Annotated in this window: 13 protein-coding genes and 2 pseudogenes; 7 read left to right on the plus strand and 8 right to left on the minus strand. The window is 61.2% G+C overall.

Annotated features, from left to right (window positions below; genetic code table 11):
* Positions 1–16 precede the first annotated feature (16 nt).
* The gene (locus AC3ITY_RS03055) at positions 17–310 is read right to left on the minus strand and encodes a hypothetical protein (RefSeq protein ID WP_110659980.1); all 294 of its coding nucleotides are present in this window, start codon (positions 308–310) and stop codon (positions 17–19) included.
* A gap of 157 nt (positions 311–467) precedes the next feature.
* Between AC3ITY_RS03055 and AC3ITY_RS03060 the strand changes: the two genes are divergently transcribed.
* The 5 genes from AC3ITY_RS03060 (at position 468) to AC3ITY_RS03080 (ending at position 3910) form a co-directional block, all read left to right on the plus strand.
* On the plus strand, positions 468–770 hold the full coding sequence (locus tag AC3ITY_RS03060; protein ID WP_007971343.1) for a MazG-like family protein: 303 nt from the start codon (positions 468–470) through the stop codon (positions 768–770).
* Positions 770–1519: a methyltransferase domain-containing protein gene (locus tag AC3ITY_RS03065; protein ID WP_489307564.1), complete on the plus strand. Its 750-nt coding sequence runs from the start codon at positions 770–772 to the stop codon at positions 1517–1519. The genes AC3ITY_RS03060 and AC3ITY_RS03065 overlap by 1 nt, the downstream gene beginning before the upstream one ends.
* A 12-nt stretch (positions 1520–1531) precedes the next feature.
* Positions 1532–2140 (plus strand): DUF4136 domain-containing protein, encoded by a 609-nt coding sequence (locus AC3ITY_RS03070; protein ID WP_489307565.1) that lies wholly within the window; start codon positions 1532–1534, stop codon positions 2138–2140.
* A gap of 55 nt (positions 2141–2195) precedes the next feature.
* A complete protein-coding gene (locus AC3ITY_RS03075; protein WP_489307566.1) occupies positions 2196–2759 on the plus strand; it encodes a DUF4136 domain-containing protein in 564 nt (187 codons plus the stop codon).
* A 794-nt stretch (positions 2760–3553) separates the two neighbouring features.
* Positions 3554–3910, plus strand: coding sequence for a DUF6124 family protein (locus AC3ITY_RS03080; protein WP_489307567.1), 357 nt, complete (start codon positions 3554–3556; stop codon positions 3908–3910).
* 61 nt (positions 3911–3971) lie between these two features.
* Here AC3ITY_RS03080 and AC3ITY_RS03085 read toward each other — a convergent pair whose 3' ends face one another.
* Complete coding sequence (locus AC3ITY_RS03085) at positions 3972–4826, minus strand: MaoC family dehydratase (protein ID WP_489307568.1); 855 nt, start codon at positions 4824–4826, stop codon at positions 3972–3974.
* Between the two features lie 2 nt (positions 4827–4828).
* Positions 4829–6180, minus strand: a pseudogene (locus tag AC3ITY_RS03090) (3-oxoacyl-ACP reductase).
* Between the two features lie 237 nt (positions 6181–6417).
* On the opposite strand from AC3ITY_RS03090, the gene AC3ITY_RS03095 reads away from it, so the two are divergent.
* On the plus strand, positions 6418–7695 hold the full coding sequence (locus tag AC3ITY_RS03095; protein ID WP_489307569.1) for an acetyl-CoA C-acetyltransferase: 1278 nt from the start codon (positions 6418–6420) through the stop codon (positions 7693–7695).
* 59 nt (positions 7696–7754) lie between these two features.
* Here AC3ITY_RS03095 and AC3ITY_RS03100 read toward each other — a convergent pair whose 3' ends face one another.
* The gene (locus AC3ITY_RS03100; RefSeq protein ID WP_489310760.1) at positions 7755–8522 is read right to left on the minus strand and encodes a methyl-accepting chemotaxis protein; all 768 of its coding nucleotides are present in this window, start codon (positions 8520–8522) and stop codon (positions 7755–7757) included.
* A 90-nt stretch (positions 8523–8612) separates the two neighbouring features.
* A pseudogene (locus AC3ITY_RS03105) lies at positions 8613–10034 on the minus strand (cache domain-containing protein); the annotation flags it as partial.
* Between the two features lie 112 nt (positions 10035–10146).
* On the opposite strand from AC3ITY_RS03105, the gene AC3ITY_RS03110 reads away from it, so the two are divergent.
* Positions 10147–11040 carry a PA4780 family RIO1-like protein kinase gene (locus AC3ITY_RS03110; RefSeq protein ID WP_150727786.1) on the plus strand — a complete coding sequence of 298 codons (894 nt, stop codon included), beginning with the start codon at positions 10147–10149 and terminating at the stop codon, positions 11038–11040.
* 121 nt (positions 11041–11161) lie between these two features.
* Here the strand turns inward: AC3ITY_RS03110 and AC3ITY_RS03115 are convergent, their stop codons facing one another.
* The 3 genes from AC3ITY_RS03115 to AC3ITY_RS03125 all read right to left on the minus strand — a co-directional run bounded on the left by AC3ITY_RS03115 (position 11162) and on the right by AC3ITY_RS03125 (position 15574).
* Positions 11162–12586: an IS1182 family transposase gene (locus tag AC3ITY_RS03115; protein WP_489306598.1), complete on the minus strand. Its 1425-nt coding sequence runs from the start codon at positions 12584–12586 to the stop codon at positions 11162–11164.
* Between the two features lie 184 nt (positions 12587–12770).
* Positions 12771–13184 (minus strand): Cu(I)-responsive transcriptional regulator, encoded by a 414-nt coding sequence (gene cueR, locus AC3ITY_RS03120; RefSeq protein WP_489307570.1) that lies wholly within the window; start codon positions 13182–13184, stop codon positions 12771–12773.
* On the minus strand, positions 13181–15574 hold the full coding sequence (locus tag AC3ITY_RS03125) for a heavy metal translocating P-type ATPase (RefSeq protein WP_489307571.1): 2394 nt from the start codon (positions 15572–15574) through the stop codon (positions 13181–13183). Before AC3ITY_RS03125 ends, cueR begins: the two co-directional genes overlap by 4 nt.
* Between the last annotated feature and the right edge of the window lie 69 nt (positions 15575–15643).

The following is a 15643-nucleotide window of genomic DNA, read 5'->3' on the forward strand; positions in this document are numbered from 1 at the left end:
AGTGATTTGTGTGGTGTCAGTGGATAATCCAGCTGAGCAACCACAGACCCAGCATTAACCAGATGATCCCCATGATGAACGACGCATTGAGAAAGGCGCGGATCGCCGACCACAGCAGTATCAGCCCGAGGATCAAGGTCACGATGCTGACGACCGAGGTATCCATGCCCAGCGCCTGGGACAGGCCTTCGACAAAATTGCTGCTGGCGTTGCTCAATAGATTGAACAGCCCGCTGAGGCCATCAACGATGAAGCGGATGATCGAGCCGAGTACCTGGCCGAGCCATTCGGAAAAACCTTCTACCTGCATGGAGTGAACGTCCTGATTAAAGATAATTGAGTCTTGGGCTGTCGATCATGCTGCCGAGTTCCCACTAGCATAGAGGGTTGCACAGATGAGCATGCATCTTCTGCCCCTTGCCTTCACCTGTGATCCCCCCGAAGCTATACGCCTTCAGGAGAGCCCGATGAACCTTGTTGAACTGACCGAACGCCTGCACGCCATTCGTGACCGCAATGACTGGCGGCAATTTCACAGCCCGAAAAACCTGGCCATGGCCGCGAGCGTGGAAATGTCCGAGCTGGTGGAAATTTTCCAGTGGCTGACCGAAGACCAGTCACGCCAGTTGCCGGCGGACAAACTCGCCCATGCCGGGCAGGAAGTCGGTGACATCGTGCTTTATCTGTTGCTGTTGTGCAGCGAGCTGGGCCTGGACATGGAAGCCGTGGTGCGCAGCAAACTGGCGGACAGCGAACGGAGGTTCAGCTGATGAGCGACCGTCATTTCGATCAACTGGCGACCCGTTTCGCCGAAAAAATCTACGGCGGTGCCAAAGGTGCGATCCGTCTGGCGGTGTTGCAGGCCGACCTGACCGAAATCCTGCCCGACCGGCCTCTGCGCGTGCTGGACATTGGCGCCGGCCTTGGTCACATGTCGTTGTGGCTGGCCCAGCGCGGCCATCAGGTGACCCTCGCCGAGCCTGCCGCGCCGATGCTCGAAGGCGCCCGCCAGCGTTTTGCCGAAGCCGGACAGAGCGCCACGTTCATTCAGGCACCCTGGCAGGAGCTGCTCGGGCAGCTCACCGAACCCTACGACCTGGTGCTGTGCCATGCGGTGCTGGAGTGGCTGGCCGAACCCCACGCCATCCTGCCGGTGCTGCATCAACTGACCAAGGCCGACGGCTGGCTGTCCCTGGCGTTCTACAACCGCGATGCGCTGATTTATCGCAACTTGCTCAAGGGCCATTTCCGCAAGATGCGCAAGAACGACATGGCCGGCGAAAAGCAGAGCCTGACCCCGCAACAGCCCCTTGATCCGCGCGAGCTGGCGGCGCAACTTGAAGGTCTGTGGCAGGTCGAAATACAGAGTGGAGTGCGGGTTTTTCACGATTACATGCCGGTGGAATTCCAGGCCCGCGCCGAGCTGGCGGACCTGCTGGAAATGGAACTGGCCCACCGTCGTCATCCAAGCTTTGCCGGGCTTGGGCGTTACTTGCACTGGATCTGTCGGCCTGTCTGATCGGAGCACGCAATGAAAAATCATTCAGGTGTACTGGTGTTCTGCCTGGGGCTGGCCGCTTGTCAGGGCAGCAACCCTTATGTCGCCACATCCAACCCCTTGCCACCGGCGCCACCCCAGGCCGCCAACACCTTTGACCGTAGCGCTTACCCGGCAGCACCCCGTGACTATGGACGCTACCGCAGTTGGGCGTGGCTCAATGGGCATCTGCCACCGGGCACCGCCTGGGCCGACTCGGCGCAGGTCGCCGAAGCGGTCAGCAATGCGCTGGATCAGCGGGGTTTGCGTCCGCTGCATGACAATCGTCCAGCGGACCTGTTTGTCAGTGCCGACCTGCGGATGGAAACCCGCTTGCGTCAGGTTCGGGACGACTATTACGGCGGCGGTTATGGTGGCTACAACAGCTACGGCCCTGGATATGGCGGGTACGCCACTGTACCGATCGTTCGTACCTATCAGGAGCAAGTCGTGGTGGTTCAGGTGGACATGTTTGACGCCAAGAGCGGCCAGCCGGTGTGGAGCTCCAGTGCTGAAACCGGCAACCGGGGCAGCGAAAGCGAGCGGGCCGATGCCATACGGGAGGCTGTGGAAAAGGCAATGTCGGCGTATCCTCCTAGTTAGCTTCTTGTAGATAAGAAGCATTCCACAGGATCATGTCTTCAACCGGAGAATCATCATGTTCCGCCGTTTTGTTTTACTGGCAGTGGCCGCGCTGCTCAGTGCCTGCGCCGCGAACCAGGTCAATCATGACTTCGACGCCAGCCGCGACTTTGCTGCCTATCGCAGCTGGACCTGGAAAGAACCCGCCCTGCAATACCGTCCCGATGATCCTCGAATCAAGAGCGACCTGACCGAACAGCGCATCCGTCAGGCGGTTGCCGATCAACTGGATCAGCGCGGTCTGCGTCCGGCCGGCGCAGGCGCCAAGGGTGACTTGAATGTGCAGACCTACCTGATTGTCGAAGAGCGGCAACAGCAGGTGACCACCAATTACGGCGGCGGCTGGGGTAACCCGTGGTATGGCTACTACGGCGCCCCTATGTATAACGAAACCCGCAATGTCAGTTACAAAGTGGCGACCATCCAGATCGACCTGCTCGATGGCAAGGACGGCAAACTGGTGTGGCGCGGCAGTGACGAGCAGATACTTAGCCGCACGCCGAACCCGACGGATCGTCGTGATGCGATCTGGGAAACGGTCACGCGGATATTGGCCAACTATCCTCCGCATGCATCCTAGAATCAGCTGGCCTCTCAACCCCTGTGCTCCCACAGGGGTTTTTTTGGATGGTGTACATATCCGTTGCTGCGGTAACGGCGGCTTATGGTTTCGCCCTGACGGCGACTCACTTTTTTTACAAGCGCCTAAAAAAAGTAAGCAAAAAAACGCTCGCCCCGAACGTCCGGCCCCTCGCCAAGGCTCGGGGTTCCTTCGCTCCGGCATTCATCCGGGGGCATTGCCCTCCGGTCGGCTTCGCGCGACCTACATGCAATGAGTTCGACTGCGTCGAACGGCGCTGCGCGCCCATCCCCGGATGAACACCTCCACTCAGCCTGCCGAGGGGGCGGGTGGATCAAGATCAAGAGCTGCAGGCGAGCTAACGCTCGGCCTGATGAGTGGTGAAGAGCGACGCGGTGGTGTGGGTTGCTCTGCTTTTGCTCTTCTGTGGGAGCGGCGGTGCGGCGATCCGACTTGCCCGCGAAGGCGGCCTGACAGCCGACCAATCCTGTGTAGTTTTCCTCAAGTCCCGAGGAAACCTCCGACATGTTTTTCAGGTTGTCCGTCGGAAGCGCGATCTCTAGCCTTTGTCTGTCGCTGCAAAATCAGTGATCGGGTTTGGTCGCCCGGGTTTAGAATGGCGCACAGTGCCGCGCGAGCGGCATTTTTGTGCTTGCTTAATGGCGAGCTGTGCGTGGGAGGGCCCAGGCCCTGCCGGGTTTCCATTCCCTGGTCGACCAACCTGCGTACGGTTCGCCACCCTTCTGCTTGGTCGCAGTGATGGCGAACTCCAAATTCAAGAATGGAGCTTCACCATGATCAAACCCACCCCAAATCCACCCGAAACCGACGACGTTTCCCCCTATCAATCCCCCCACTCAAACAAACTCCACGAAGCCGCCGACCGCGCCCTCGATCACTACCTCAATCCACCCATGCAACCAGTCACCCACAAGCCCAGCACGATGTTCGTCATTGCCCCGGACATCGACACCGAGACCCTGCTGGCCCACGCTTGTGAATCACTGGCGTCGGCGAGTGTGATGGCGAGTGATTTCGCGGGGTTTCTGGAAGGCTCGCAGCGCAATACGATGCTGGGGATTGCGCAGGTGATCATGCTGGGTGAGCTGGCGGTGAACCGGGCGTTGGATAATCTCGATCCGCAAGACTGACCACGCAGCTTTTGTGGCGAGGGAGCAAGCTCCCTCGCCACAGACATCGGCTCTATCAGGATCAGGCAACCGGCCGCCAGTGCCCGACCATATGCTCCAGATCCCCGGCACCCACCAACTGAAAATCCCCGCTCGGCCCTGGCGCACTGGCCAGCAACGTCACTTCACTGGGCAACCGTACCGGCTTCTTGAACTGCACCGCGATCTCGACATTCGCTGCAGGTAGATGCCCGGCCAGCGCAGCCAGCGTGCGCGCCTTGTTCCACAGGCCATGGGCGATGGCGGTCGGGAAACCGAAGAGCCGGGCGCTGGCCGCGCTGAGGTGAATCGGATTGTAGTCGCCGGACACCTTGGCGTATTGCCGGCCGATGTCCGAGGGCGCTTTCCAGTACTCGACTTCGCTCAGGGCCAGGCTCGATACCAGGTTCTCTTCGAGCGGTTCACCTTCGAGTTTGACGCCGCGACAGAGCATCCGGCTTTCTGCTTCCCACAACGGCCCCAGCTGATCGTCGAGGGTGGTCAGCAGATCGAACGTCGCGCCTTTGGCGTGGGGTTGCAGGTTCTGCACTTGCACGCTGACGCGTACCCGACTCACCCCGCCCATGGGGCGCAGCACACGAATGCGGTTGCTCAGGTGAATCAGGCCCAGCAGCGGGAACGGGAAGTCTCTGGCCGTGAGTAATTGCATCTGCAAGGCGAACCCGAGGATGTGCGGGTAGGTCGGTGGCAGTAGGCCGTTGTCGGCGAAACCACAGACCTTGCGATAGGCCACCAGGCGCTTGGGATCGACTTCGACCCAGCAACGAAGGCCCGAATCGGGCAGGCGGCTGCCAGTGATTTTGCGTCGTGTTGCCGCTCGTGCGTACAACCCCGGCAGGCTGGGTTCGCGGTTGAGTGTGTGCCAGTCGGTGATCATCCTTAAGCCCCCAGAACGCTTTGCCCACATACGCGCAATGCTTGCCCGGTGAACGCGCCGGTGCCCGGTTGCGCGAGCCAGGCCACGGCTTCGGCGACGTCCTGCGGCAGGCCGCCTTGGCCGAGGGTGCTCATGCGGCGTCCGGCTTCGCGCAGGCCGAAGGGAATGTGCGCGGTCATCTGCGTTTCGATGAAGCCCGGCGCCACGGCGTTGATGCTGATGCCGCGCTCGTGGAGCAGCGGCGCCCAGGCTTGTGCCAGGCCAATGAGCCCGGCCTTGCTCGCGGCGTAATTGGTTTGCCCGCGATTGCCGGCGATGCCGCTGATGGACGCCAGCAGAACCACCCGGCCGTTGTCGTGCAGGGTGCCGCTGTCTAGCAGGGCTTTGGTCAGCACTTGCGGCGCATTGAGGTTGACTGCCAGCACCGCGTCCCAGAATTCCGGGGTCATGTTGGCCAGGGTTTTATCCCGGGTGATGCCGGCGTTGTGCACCACGATGTCGAGGCCGTCGGGCAGCTGTTCGATCAACTGCGTGGCGGCGTCTTCGGCGCAGATGTCGAGGGTGATGCTGCGCCCGCCGAGGCGCGCGGCGAGGGCTTCGAGATCGGTTTTGGCCGGCGGCACGTCGAGCAGGATGACGTCGGCACCATCGCGGGCCAGGGTTTCTGCGATGGCGGCACCGATACCGCGTGCTGCACCGGTGACCAGTGCCTTGCGCCCGGCGAGCGGGCGTGTCCAGTCGGTGACTGGTGTCGAACACGGATTCAAACGAATGACCTGCCCGGACACGAAGGCGCTTTTCGGTGAGAGGAAAAACCGCAGCGGGCCTTCCAGTTGTTCCTCGGCACCTTCGCCGACATGGATCAATTGCAGGGTGCCACCGCTGCGCAACTCCTTGGCCAGCGAACGGCTGAAACCTTCCAGGGCACGCTGCGCACTGGCGGCGAACGGGTCGCGCAGGGTTTGCGGATCACGCCCGAGAATCACCAGGTGCGCACAGTGTTCGAGGTTTTTCATCAGTGGTTGGAAGAACTCGCGCAGTTGCTTGAGCTGATCGGTGTGCAGCAGGTCACTGGCGTCGAACACCACGGCCTTGAGTTTCGGTCCGTGGCCGGGAATCCAGGCCGTGGCCAGCGAGGCTCGGTGCCGTAGCTGTAGATCGCGTCGGTCAGGCGGTTGGCGAAGGCACTGACGTGTTCCGCCAACGGCCCGCCGCCGATCAGCAGCGCACCTTCTACAGGTCGCAACCGGCCCGCTTGCCAGCGCTCCAGTCTGCTCGGCACCGGCAACCCCAGGGCGCCGACCAGGCGATGGCCAATGGACGAATTGGCGAAGTCGAAATAGCGGTCAGACATGGAACGCGCTCCGAAAGCTGGGGTTCAAAGTGTGGACCATGAATGGCGATCAGTCGTTGGATCCACGAGATAAGGCCTACGCTTGGTTACATTGTAGGAGCGAGCTTGGTCCGGGCGGCGTTCCGACGATGGCGGTGTATCAGCCAACATCGATGTTGCATGTGCTGACCTCTTCGCGAGCAGGCTCGCTCCCACAGGGGTTAGTGTTTACATCAGGTCTTTTGTCAGGAGCTCTTCATGACCCAACTGCGCCGCGTCGCGATCATCGGCGGTAACCGGATTCCCTTCGCCCGCTCCAACGGCCCCTACGCCACGGCCAGTAACCAGCTGATGCTCACCGCCGCCCTCGAAGGCCTGATCGAACGTTACAACCTGCACGGCCAGCGCATCGGCGAAGTGGTCGCCGGGGCGGTGCTCAAGTTGTCGCGGGACATGAACCTCACACGCGAGTGCGTACTGGGTTCGCGACTGTCGCCCGCCACCCCGGCCTATGACATCCAGCAGGCATGCGGCACCGGGCTGGAAGCGGCGTTGCTGGTGGCGAACAAGATTGCCCTGGGCCAGATCGATTGCGGCATCGCCGGTGGCGTGGACACCACCTCGGATGCGCCGATCAGTGTCAGCGAGGGCCTGCGCAAAATCCTCCTGCAAGCCAACCGCGCGAAAACCACCGGCGATAAACTGAAAACCTTCCTGCAATTGCGCCCCAGGCATCTGATCCCCGAATTCCCGCGCAACGGCGAGCCGCGTACCGGGTTGTCCATGGGCCAGCATTGCGAGCTGATGGCCCAGACCTGGAACATCCCTCGCGAAGCACAGGATCAATTGGCGCTGGAGAGCCATCAGAAACTGGCCGCGTCTTACGCCGAGGGCTGGCACAACGACCTGATGACGCCGTTCCTGGGCCTGACCCGCGACAACAACCTGCGCCCGGACTCCACGCTGGAAAAGCTCGCCGCGCTCAAACCGGCATACGAGAAAAGCGCCAAGGGCACCCTGACCGCAGGCAATTCCACACCACTGACCGATGGTGCGTCACTGGTGTTGCTGGGCAGCGAGGAATGGGCCAAGGCACGCGGGTTACCGATTCTGGCCTACTGGCGTGACGGCGAGGCGGCGGCGGTGGATTTCGTCAACGGCGCCGAAGGCTTGTTGATGGCGCCGGTCTACGCCGTGCCGCGTTTGCTGGCGCGCAATGGCCTGACCTTGCAGGACTTTGACTACTACGAAATCCACGAAGCCTTCGCCGCGCAAGTGCTGTGCACCTTGAAGGCCTGGGAAGATCCGGAGTACTGCAAAACCCGTCTTGGTCTCGATGCGGCGCTGGGCTCGATCGATCGCAGCAGGCTCAACGTCAAGGGCAGTTCATTGGCGGCGGGGCATCCGTTTGCCGCCACGGGCGGGCGCATCATCGCCAACCTGGCGAAGTTGCTGGATGCGGCGGGCAAGGGGCGGGGACTGATATCGATCTGTGCGGCGGGCGGGCAGGGGGTGACTGCCATTATCGAGCGCTGAACACAGAACAACTGTGGGAGCAAGCTCGCTCCCACAGGGTTTGGGGGTATGGCGACTAATTAGGTACGAAACCTGCGCACCAACCCGTCCAGCTCATTGGACAACCCGGCCAGACTCTGGGAATCCAGGCGTGCCGAGTTGGCCAGTTCCTCCACCAACTGCGCATCGCCGTGGATCTGGCTGATGTGCCGGTTGATGTCTTCTGCCACCTGATGCTGTTGTTCCGCCGCCGTGGCGATCTGGGTGTTCATGTCGCGGATCACGTCCACCGACTCGCGGATCTGCCCGAAGCTGTTGCGCGCCTCGCCGATGCGTGTCACCGATTGCTGGGACACTTCCAGGCTGGCGTGCATCTGTTGGGTCACCTGGCTGGTGCGTTTGGCCAGGTTGCCCAGCAGCCCGTCGATTTCTGCCGTGGAGTCGGCCGTGCGCTTGGCCAGGGCTCGCACTTCGTCAGCCACCACGGCAAAACCGCGTCCCTGTTCACCGGCCCGGGCCGCTTCGATCGCGGCGTTCAGCGCCAGCAGGTTGGTCTGCTCAGCGATCGAGCGGATGGTCCCCAGGATCGACTGAATGTCATTGCTGTCGCGTTCGAGCTGTTGCATCGACTGGGCCGACTGTTCGATTTCCTGGCTCAGGCGATCCACGCTGTTCACCGCCGCATCGATCTGCTGCTGACCTTCGCGCGCCTGGCGCTGGCCGCTGTCGGCAGACTCCGCCGCCTGGCTGCAAGAGCGCGCGACTTCGTTGGCGGTGGCGACCATTTCGTGGAACGCCGTGGAGACCATGTCCACCGCTTCACGCTGGCGTCCGGCGGCTTCGGCCATGTCGCTGGAGACCTGGGTCGAACTCTTGGACGTGGCGAGGATCTTGCCCGCCGCGCCGCCGATGTTCTGGATCAGGTTGCGAATCGCGGTCAGGAACTGGTTGAACCAGTTGGCCAGTTGCGCGGTTTCATCGTTGCCACGGATTTGCAGGTTCTGGGTCAGGTCGCCTTCGCCTTGGGCGATGCCTTCCAGGCCGCTGGCCACGCTGCGGATCGGGCGCACGATGAGGCTGGCAAAACTGGCGCCGACGATGGCGAAGATGACGGCCAGGACGGCGGCGATGATGGCGATCAACCAGGTCAACTGGGTCGCGGAGCTCATCACGTCGTCCTGTTTGATCAGGCCGATAAAGGTCCAGCCCAGTTGCTCGGACGGCCAGACGTTGGCCATGTAGTGCTCGCCGTTCAGCTCCACTTCCACCAGGCCCTTGCCGGCCTTGGCCAGTTGCGCGTAGCCGTCGCCAAGGCTGTTCAGGGGTTTGAAGTTGTGTTCCGGTTGTTTCGGATCCACCAGGACCATGCCGGTGTTTTCCAGCAGCATCAGGTAGCCGGTTTCACCGAGCTTGATCTGTTTGACGATTTCGGTGAGCTGCTTGAGCGTCACGTCGATGCTGACCACGCCGCCGTTGGTGCCCAGCTTGTTGTCGATGGTGCGCACGGTGCTGACGTAGGTCGCGTCATCCTGGGCCCAGTAATAGGCCTCGGTGCGCAACGGCTTGCCCGGTTTGGCCTGGGCCGCCTTGTACCAGGGGCGCTGGCGCGGGTCGTAGTTGCTCAGCTTCGGATCATCCGGCCACGACACATAACCGCCCGCTGCCGTGCCGAGGATGGCATAGGCGTAGGACGGGTGGCTGTTGCCCAGGTCCTGGAGCAGGGCGAAGACTTTTTTGTCAGTTTCGCCCTGAGGGACGCTCTCGGCGTTGGCGGCCATGTAAGTCTTGAGGCTGTCGTCGGAGTTTCGGATCAGCGGTTGCTTGGCCAGGTAATCAACGTTCTGGCTGATGCCGTCAAAGAACAATTGCATCGCGTTGCTGACCTGACGAATCTCGCGGGCACTGCCGTCGATGAATTCGTCCCTGGCATCACTGCGCAGGTTCAGCACAACGAGGGTGGCGACCAGCACCACGGGCAGGCAGGCGATGATTGCAAACGCCCAGGTCAACTTCTGTTTGATGTTCATCCGCGCTCCAGATTTTCTTGTAGGCCCACGCAGTGCAGATGACTCGCGGTTTATTGGCAGCCGTAAACGTTCTTGGTCAACCCGGATCCTTGAGTGCGGCATCGCTATTGTTGGGGGAGCGATTGTCGGACAAATCACTTTGTCACTAAGGACTTCGGCTGTTGTCGGAGGAAATTGAGGCCTGTTGGGAAAAATCCTACGGAAGGCATGAATTGTGGTGTCAGCGTCTGTCGCAATTGCCCTCAATGCCCCTGCACAACAAGTGACGCAGGCTCGGCTATGATCTGGAACGACCATGGCGGTCGTCGGTTTTACTTGATGAAATCGGTACATTGTGTGCTTCTGCAATGTTCATAAGTCGGCAACCCCTCCCCCCGGTGAGTGGATTGCCGTATAACGAATGACTTTCGCGTGTTTGGTAATAAAGGACCCACAATAAAAGCTGATGAAGACTCCAAAACGCATTGAACCCCTGATCGAGGACGGTCTGGTCGACGAGGTGCTGCGCCCACTCATGAGTGGTAAAGAAGCAGCTGTTTATGTGGTGCGCTGCGGCAACGAGTTGCGTTGCGCGAAGGTCTACAAGGAGGCGAATAAACGCAGTTTCCGTCAGGCGGCCGAGTACCAGGAGGGCCGCAAGGTGCGCAACAGCCGTCAGGCCCGTGCGATGGCCAAGGGCTCCAAGTTTGGCCGCAAGGAAACCGAAGACGCCTGGCAGAATGCCGAAGTGGCGGCGCTGTTCCGTCTGGCCAATGCCGGTGTGCGGGTGCCCAAGCCGTTCGACTTTCTCGAAGGCGTGCTGCTCATGGAACTGGTGGCCGACGAGTACGGTGATGCCGCGCCGCGTCTGAACGATGTGGTGCTGGAGCCGGACCAGGCCCGGGAGTATCACGCGTATCTGATTTCCCAGATCGTGCTGATGCTGTGTACCGGTCTGGTGCACGGCGACTTGTCCGAGTTCAACGTGCTGCTGACGCCGACCGGCCCGGTCATCATCGACCTGCCGCAGGCGGTGGACGCGGCGGGCAACAACCACGCGTTCAGCATGCTGGAGCGGGATGTGGGCAACATGGCGTCCTACTTCGGGCGGTTTGCGCCGGAGTTGAAGAAGACCAAGTACGCCAAGGAAATGTGGGCCTTGTACGAGGCCGGCACCTTGCACCCGGCCAGTGTCCTGACCGGCGAGTTCGCCGACACGGAAGAGCTGGCCGACGTGGGTGGAATCATGCGCGAGATCGAGGCCGCGCGCCTGGATGAAGAGCGCAAGCAAGCCGTACGCGCGGCGGACGATGCTCCGCCGGGCAAGACCGAAGAGCCACCTCCACCGTGGATGCAGTGATCGGTTAAAGAAAAACCCGGCTTCGCAGGCTGTGTGAAAACGCACTGATGGTGGTTCTGGCAAACGCCCCGACATGTTCGGGGCGTTTGCTTTTGTACGGACAGCAGACGAAAAAGGCGTTTCAGCCCATCAACGCCATCAGCTGACGTGCGCCGAGCACGTTGATCGCTCTTTTCAGGTTGTAGGCGTTCACCGCCAAGGCCATCTCGGCTCTCGTGCCTTCTAGTTGTCGCAGCAGGAAGCGAGCGTTGCCAAACAACCACTGCTTTAGGTTTCCGAAGGGATGCTCCACGATGGATCTTCGGCTGACCATCATTTCGGGGTGTGCTTGCATTCGCCGTTCCATTCGCTCGAAAGCCTCTTCGTGCACGTGGCGTGAAATGTATCGGCGTTGGGCGTCGGTGCATTGCGCTCTTAACGGACAGCTTAGGCAGTCACTGACCGCCGCCTGGTAGATACGCCCCTTATTGCTGATCTGTTTAAAAGTCAGCCATTTACCGGTGGGACATTGATAGCGATCCTGCGACGCATCGTAGGTAAATATCGTTCGGTCGAAGAACGCCTGTTCCTTGCCGCAGGAGTTGTTCGACCGAGCCGGCGGTACATAAGCCGTTATGTTTTCATCCTCACAAGCCTGGAACTGCTTGCCATTTGAATAGCCCATATCAGCAGTGACAGTCAGTTCATCTTGCTGCAATTGCTCTTTGGCGGCCTTGGCCATCGGTTCAAGCTGCTTGCGATCATCGCTGTCCTGAGTCACTTCATGATGCAGAATCAGGCAATGCTCGGCATCCACGGCTGTCTGCACGTTGTACCCGACCCGCGGCCCTTTATGCGTGCGCATCATTCGCGCATCGCTTTCGTGGGTATTGAATTGCTCGAGCGCCATTGATTTCATCAGCGCTTGGCACGTCAGGTTTTTGGAATGCCTAATTTCAAGTTGCGCTAAAGCCGTCTTGATCGCGCTACGGTCAACCTTCTCGTCGGCTTCGGTTTTATCCGCTTCATCCAGATCGGCCAGGTACTGGGCAATGCGTTTCTCCAGCTTCTGCTCCTGGTGTTTGAGCCGTTGCAAACTCGTATGGCGCCGCGAGGAAGCAACCGCCTGGAACTTGCTGCCATCAATCGCCACCAAATCACCCGCGATCAAACCCACCGTGCGGCAAAACCGGACGAAGGCCCGGCACGTCGCGATAAAAGCGGGTTTGTTGTCTTTACGGAAGTCGGCGATGGTCTTGAAGTCGGGCTTGAGGCGGTTGATCAGCCACATCACTTCGATGTTGCGCTGGCACTCGGCTTCAAGACGCCGTGATGAACGAATCCGCTGGAAATAACCGTAGAGGTAGAGTTTTAGCTGATCGGCAGGATCATAAGAGGGGCGCCCTGTGCTTTTGGGCAGCGCCTTATCAAAGCCCAGTTGCACCAGATCCAGTTTGGTGACGTACAGGTCAATGACTCGAACGAGGTGATCCTCGGGGATCAACTCTTCCAGCGAGACCGGAAACAGACTGGTCTGACTGCGGGACTGTCCTTGGATGTAGGCCATAACGAAAAATGCTCCGTATCTTTCGACGCGGAGCATTTTCTTTGAACGCTAGGCAGATTGCCAGGTTTTCACACAGTCTGTTCGGCCGGTTTTTTTGTGTGTGCAGATTCAATAATTTTGTCGCCTGACGGTCCGCCTTCGCGGGCAAGCCCGCGAAGGCGTCAGTACATCCAGCATCGATGTTTCAGGTGCGAACCGGTTCAGCGCAACACCCCGACTCAAGATTCTTCAGAATCGGGCAATCCGGCCGATGATCGCCCTGACAATGCTCAACCAGATCCTGCAAGGTATCGCGTAACTCCCCCAACTCACGGATCTTCTGGTTCAACTCATCGATGTGCTGGCGGGCCAACGCTTTCACATCGGCGCTGGCGCGCTGGCGGTCTTGCCAGAGGGTCAGCAACTTGCCGACCTCTTCCAGGGAAAACCCCAGGTCCCGCGAGCGCTTGATGAACGCCAGCGTGTGCAGGTCGTCATCGCCGTATACCCGGTAGCCACTGTCGGTGCGATGGGCCGCCTTGAGCAGGCCGATGGATTCGTAATAACGGATCATCTTTGCGCTCAGGCCACTGTGGCGGGCCGCTTGGCCGATGTTCATCGGTTGTCCTCCAGGTCCTTGGGTTTCCAGGTTTTCAACAGTAACGCATTGCTCACCACGCTGACGCTCGACAATGCCATCGCCGCACCGGCCAGCACTGGATTGAGGAAGCCGAACGCCGCCAGCGGAATGCCGATCAGGTTATAGACGAAGGCCCAGAACAGATTCTGGCGGATTTTTGCGTAGGTCTTGCGGCTAATCTCCAGCGCGGCCGGCACCAGTCGCGGATCGCCGCGCATCAGGGTGATGCCGGCTGCGTGCATGGCGACGTCGGTGCCGCCCCCCATGGCGATGCCGATGTCGGCGGCGGCCAGTGCCGGGGCGTCGTTGATGCCGTCGCCGACCATCGCCACCACGCCGGTTTGTTTCAGTGCGGCGACCGTGGCGGCTTTGTCTGCCGGCAGCACTTCGGCATGTACATCATGGATGCCCAGCGCCTCGGCGACCACCTTGGCGCTGCCGCGATTGTCGCCGGTCAGCAGGTGGCTGCTGATGTTCCGTGCATTCAGTTGTTGCACCGCTTGCAGCGCGCCGGGCTTGAGGGTGTCACCGAAGGCGAAAAGGCCCAGCACCTGTGGTTCGGGGGATTGTTCGATCAGCCAGGACAAGGTCCGGCCTTCGCGTTCCCACGTGATCGCCGAGTCGGCCAACGGCCCGGCTTTCAAACCGCTGTCCTCCAGCAGGCGACGATTGCCTAGAGCCAGGCGACGCCCTTCGAGGTTGCCGGCGATGCCGCGGCCGGTCAGGGACTGGCTGTCGCTGACATCGGCCACCTTCAGTCCACGCTCGGTACAGGCATCCAGAACAGCCTTGGCCAGCGGATGCTCACTGCCGCGTTGCAGGGCGCCGGCCAATTGCAGGAGGCTCGCCTCATCACCGTCGATGGCACTCAGATGCGCAATGCGCGGGGCGCCGGAGGTCAGGGTGCCGGTCTTGTCGAATACCACCGCGCTGACTTCATGGGCACGCTCCAGTGCTTCGGCGTCCTTGATCAGAATCCCGTAGCGTGCCGCCACGCCGGTGCCGGCCATGATCGCGGTCGGCGTGGCCAGGCCCAGGGCGCACGGGCAGGCGATCACCAGCACTGCCACGGCGTTGATCAGCGCGGTTTCCATCGGCGCGCCATACAGCCACCAGCCGATCAGGGTAGCCAGGGCAATCAGCAGTACAGCGGGTACGAACACCTGGCTGACTTTATCTACCAGTTTCTGGATCGGCGCTTTTGCAGCCTGAGCGTCTTCCACCAGACGGATGATCCGCGCCAGCACGGTTTCCGCACCGAGGGCCTGGGTACGCACCAGCAGCCGACCTTCACCGTTGATCGCGCCACCGGTGACTTTGTCGCCGGGCTGCTTGGGCACCGGCAGGCTCTCGCCACTGATCAGGGCTTCGTCGGCGTGGCTCTGGCCTTCAACCACTTCGCCGTCCACCGGGAAGCGTTCGCCGGGTTTGACCATCACCAGGTCATTGAGACGCAGGGCGCTGATGGCGACGTCTTGCTCGTGGCCACCGATCACCCGAATCGCCCGTTCCGGGCGCAAGGCTTCGAGGGCGCGGATGGCGCTGGCGGTCTGGCGCTTGGCGCGGCTTTCCAGGTACTTGCCCAACAGCACCAGGGCAATCACCACCGCCGAGGCTTCGAAATACAGATGCGGCATGCGCCCGGCGGCGGTGGCCCATTCGTACAGGCTCAAGCCATAACCGGCGCTGGTGCCCAGGGCGACCAGCAAATCCATGTTGCCGGCCCCGGCGCGCACGGCTTTCCACGCGGCGATGTAAAACCGTGCACCGAAGATGAATTGCACCGGCGTGGCCAAGGCAAATTGCACCCAGGCCGGGAGCATCCAGTGCACGCCGAATGGCTGTAGCAGCATCGGCAATACCAGCGGCAAGGCGAGGGCGATGGCAATGATCAAGGCTTGGCGTTCGCGGTGCAGGCGCTGTTGCTGATTGTCGGTTGGCGGGTGTTCGGCTTCCCATACGCTGGCGCTGTAGCCAGCCTTGGTCACCGCGGCGATCAAGGTTTGCGGATCGACCTGGCCGAGCAGTTCAAGGTGGGCGCGTTCGTTGGCCAGATTGACGCTGACGCTTTTAACTCCGGCTACCTTGCCCAGCGCACGCTCGACGCGACCGACGCAGGACGCGCAGGTCATGCCGTCGATGCTCAATTCCAGGCTCTGTTGCGGCACGCTGTAGCCGGCCTTGGCCACGGCATCCATCAAGGCCGGCAAGCTGTCGCTGGGTGCCTGGACCCGCGCCTGTTCAGTGGCGAGGTTGACGCTGACGGCACTGGCTCCAATGACTTTGCTCAAGGCGCGCTCGACCCGCCCGGCGCAACTGGCGCAGGTCATGCCGGCAATCGGCAGGTCGAACGTGGTGGATTCGGACATCGGTCGCACTCCCTGTAGTAGATGACCACAGGATCAACCTTGCCATGCTGGCAAGGTCAAGTGCCATGT

Source organism: Pseudomonas sp. GL_091 (assembly GCF_057837725.1).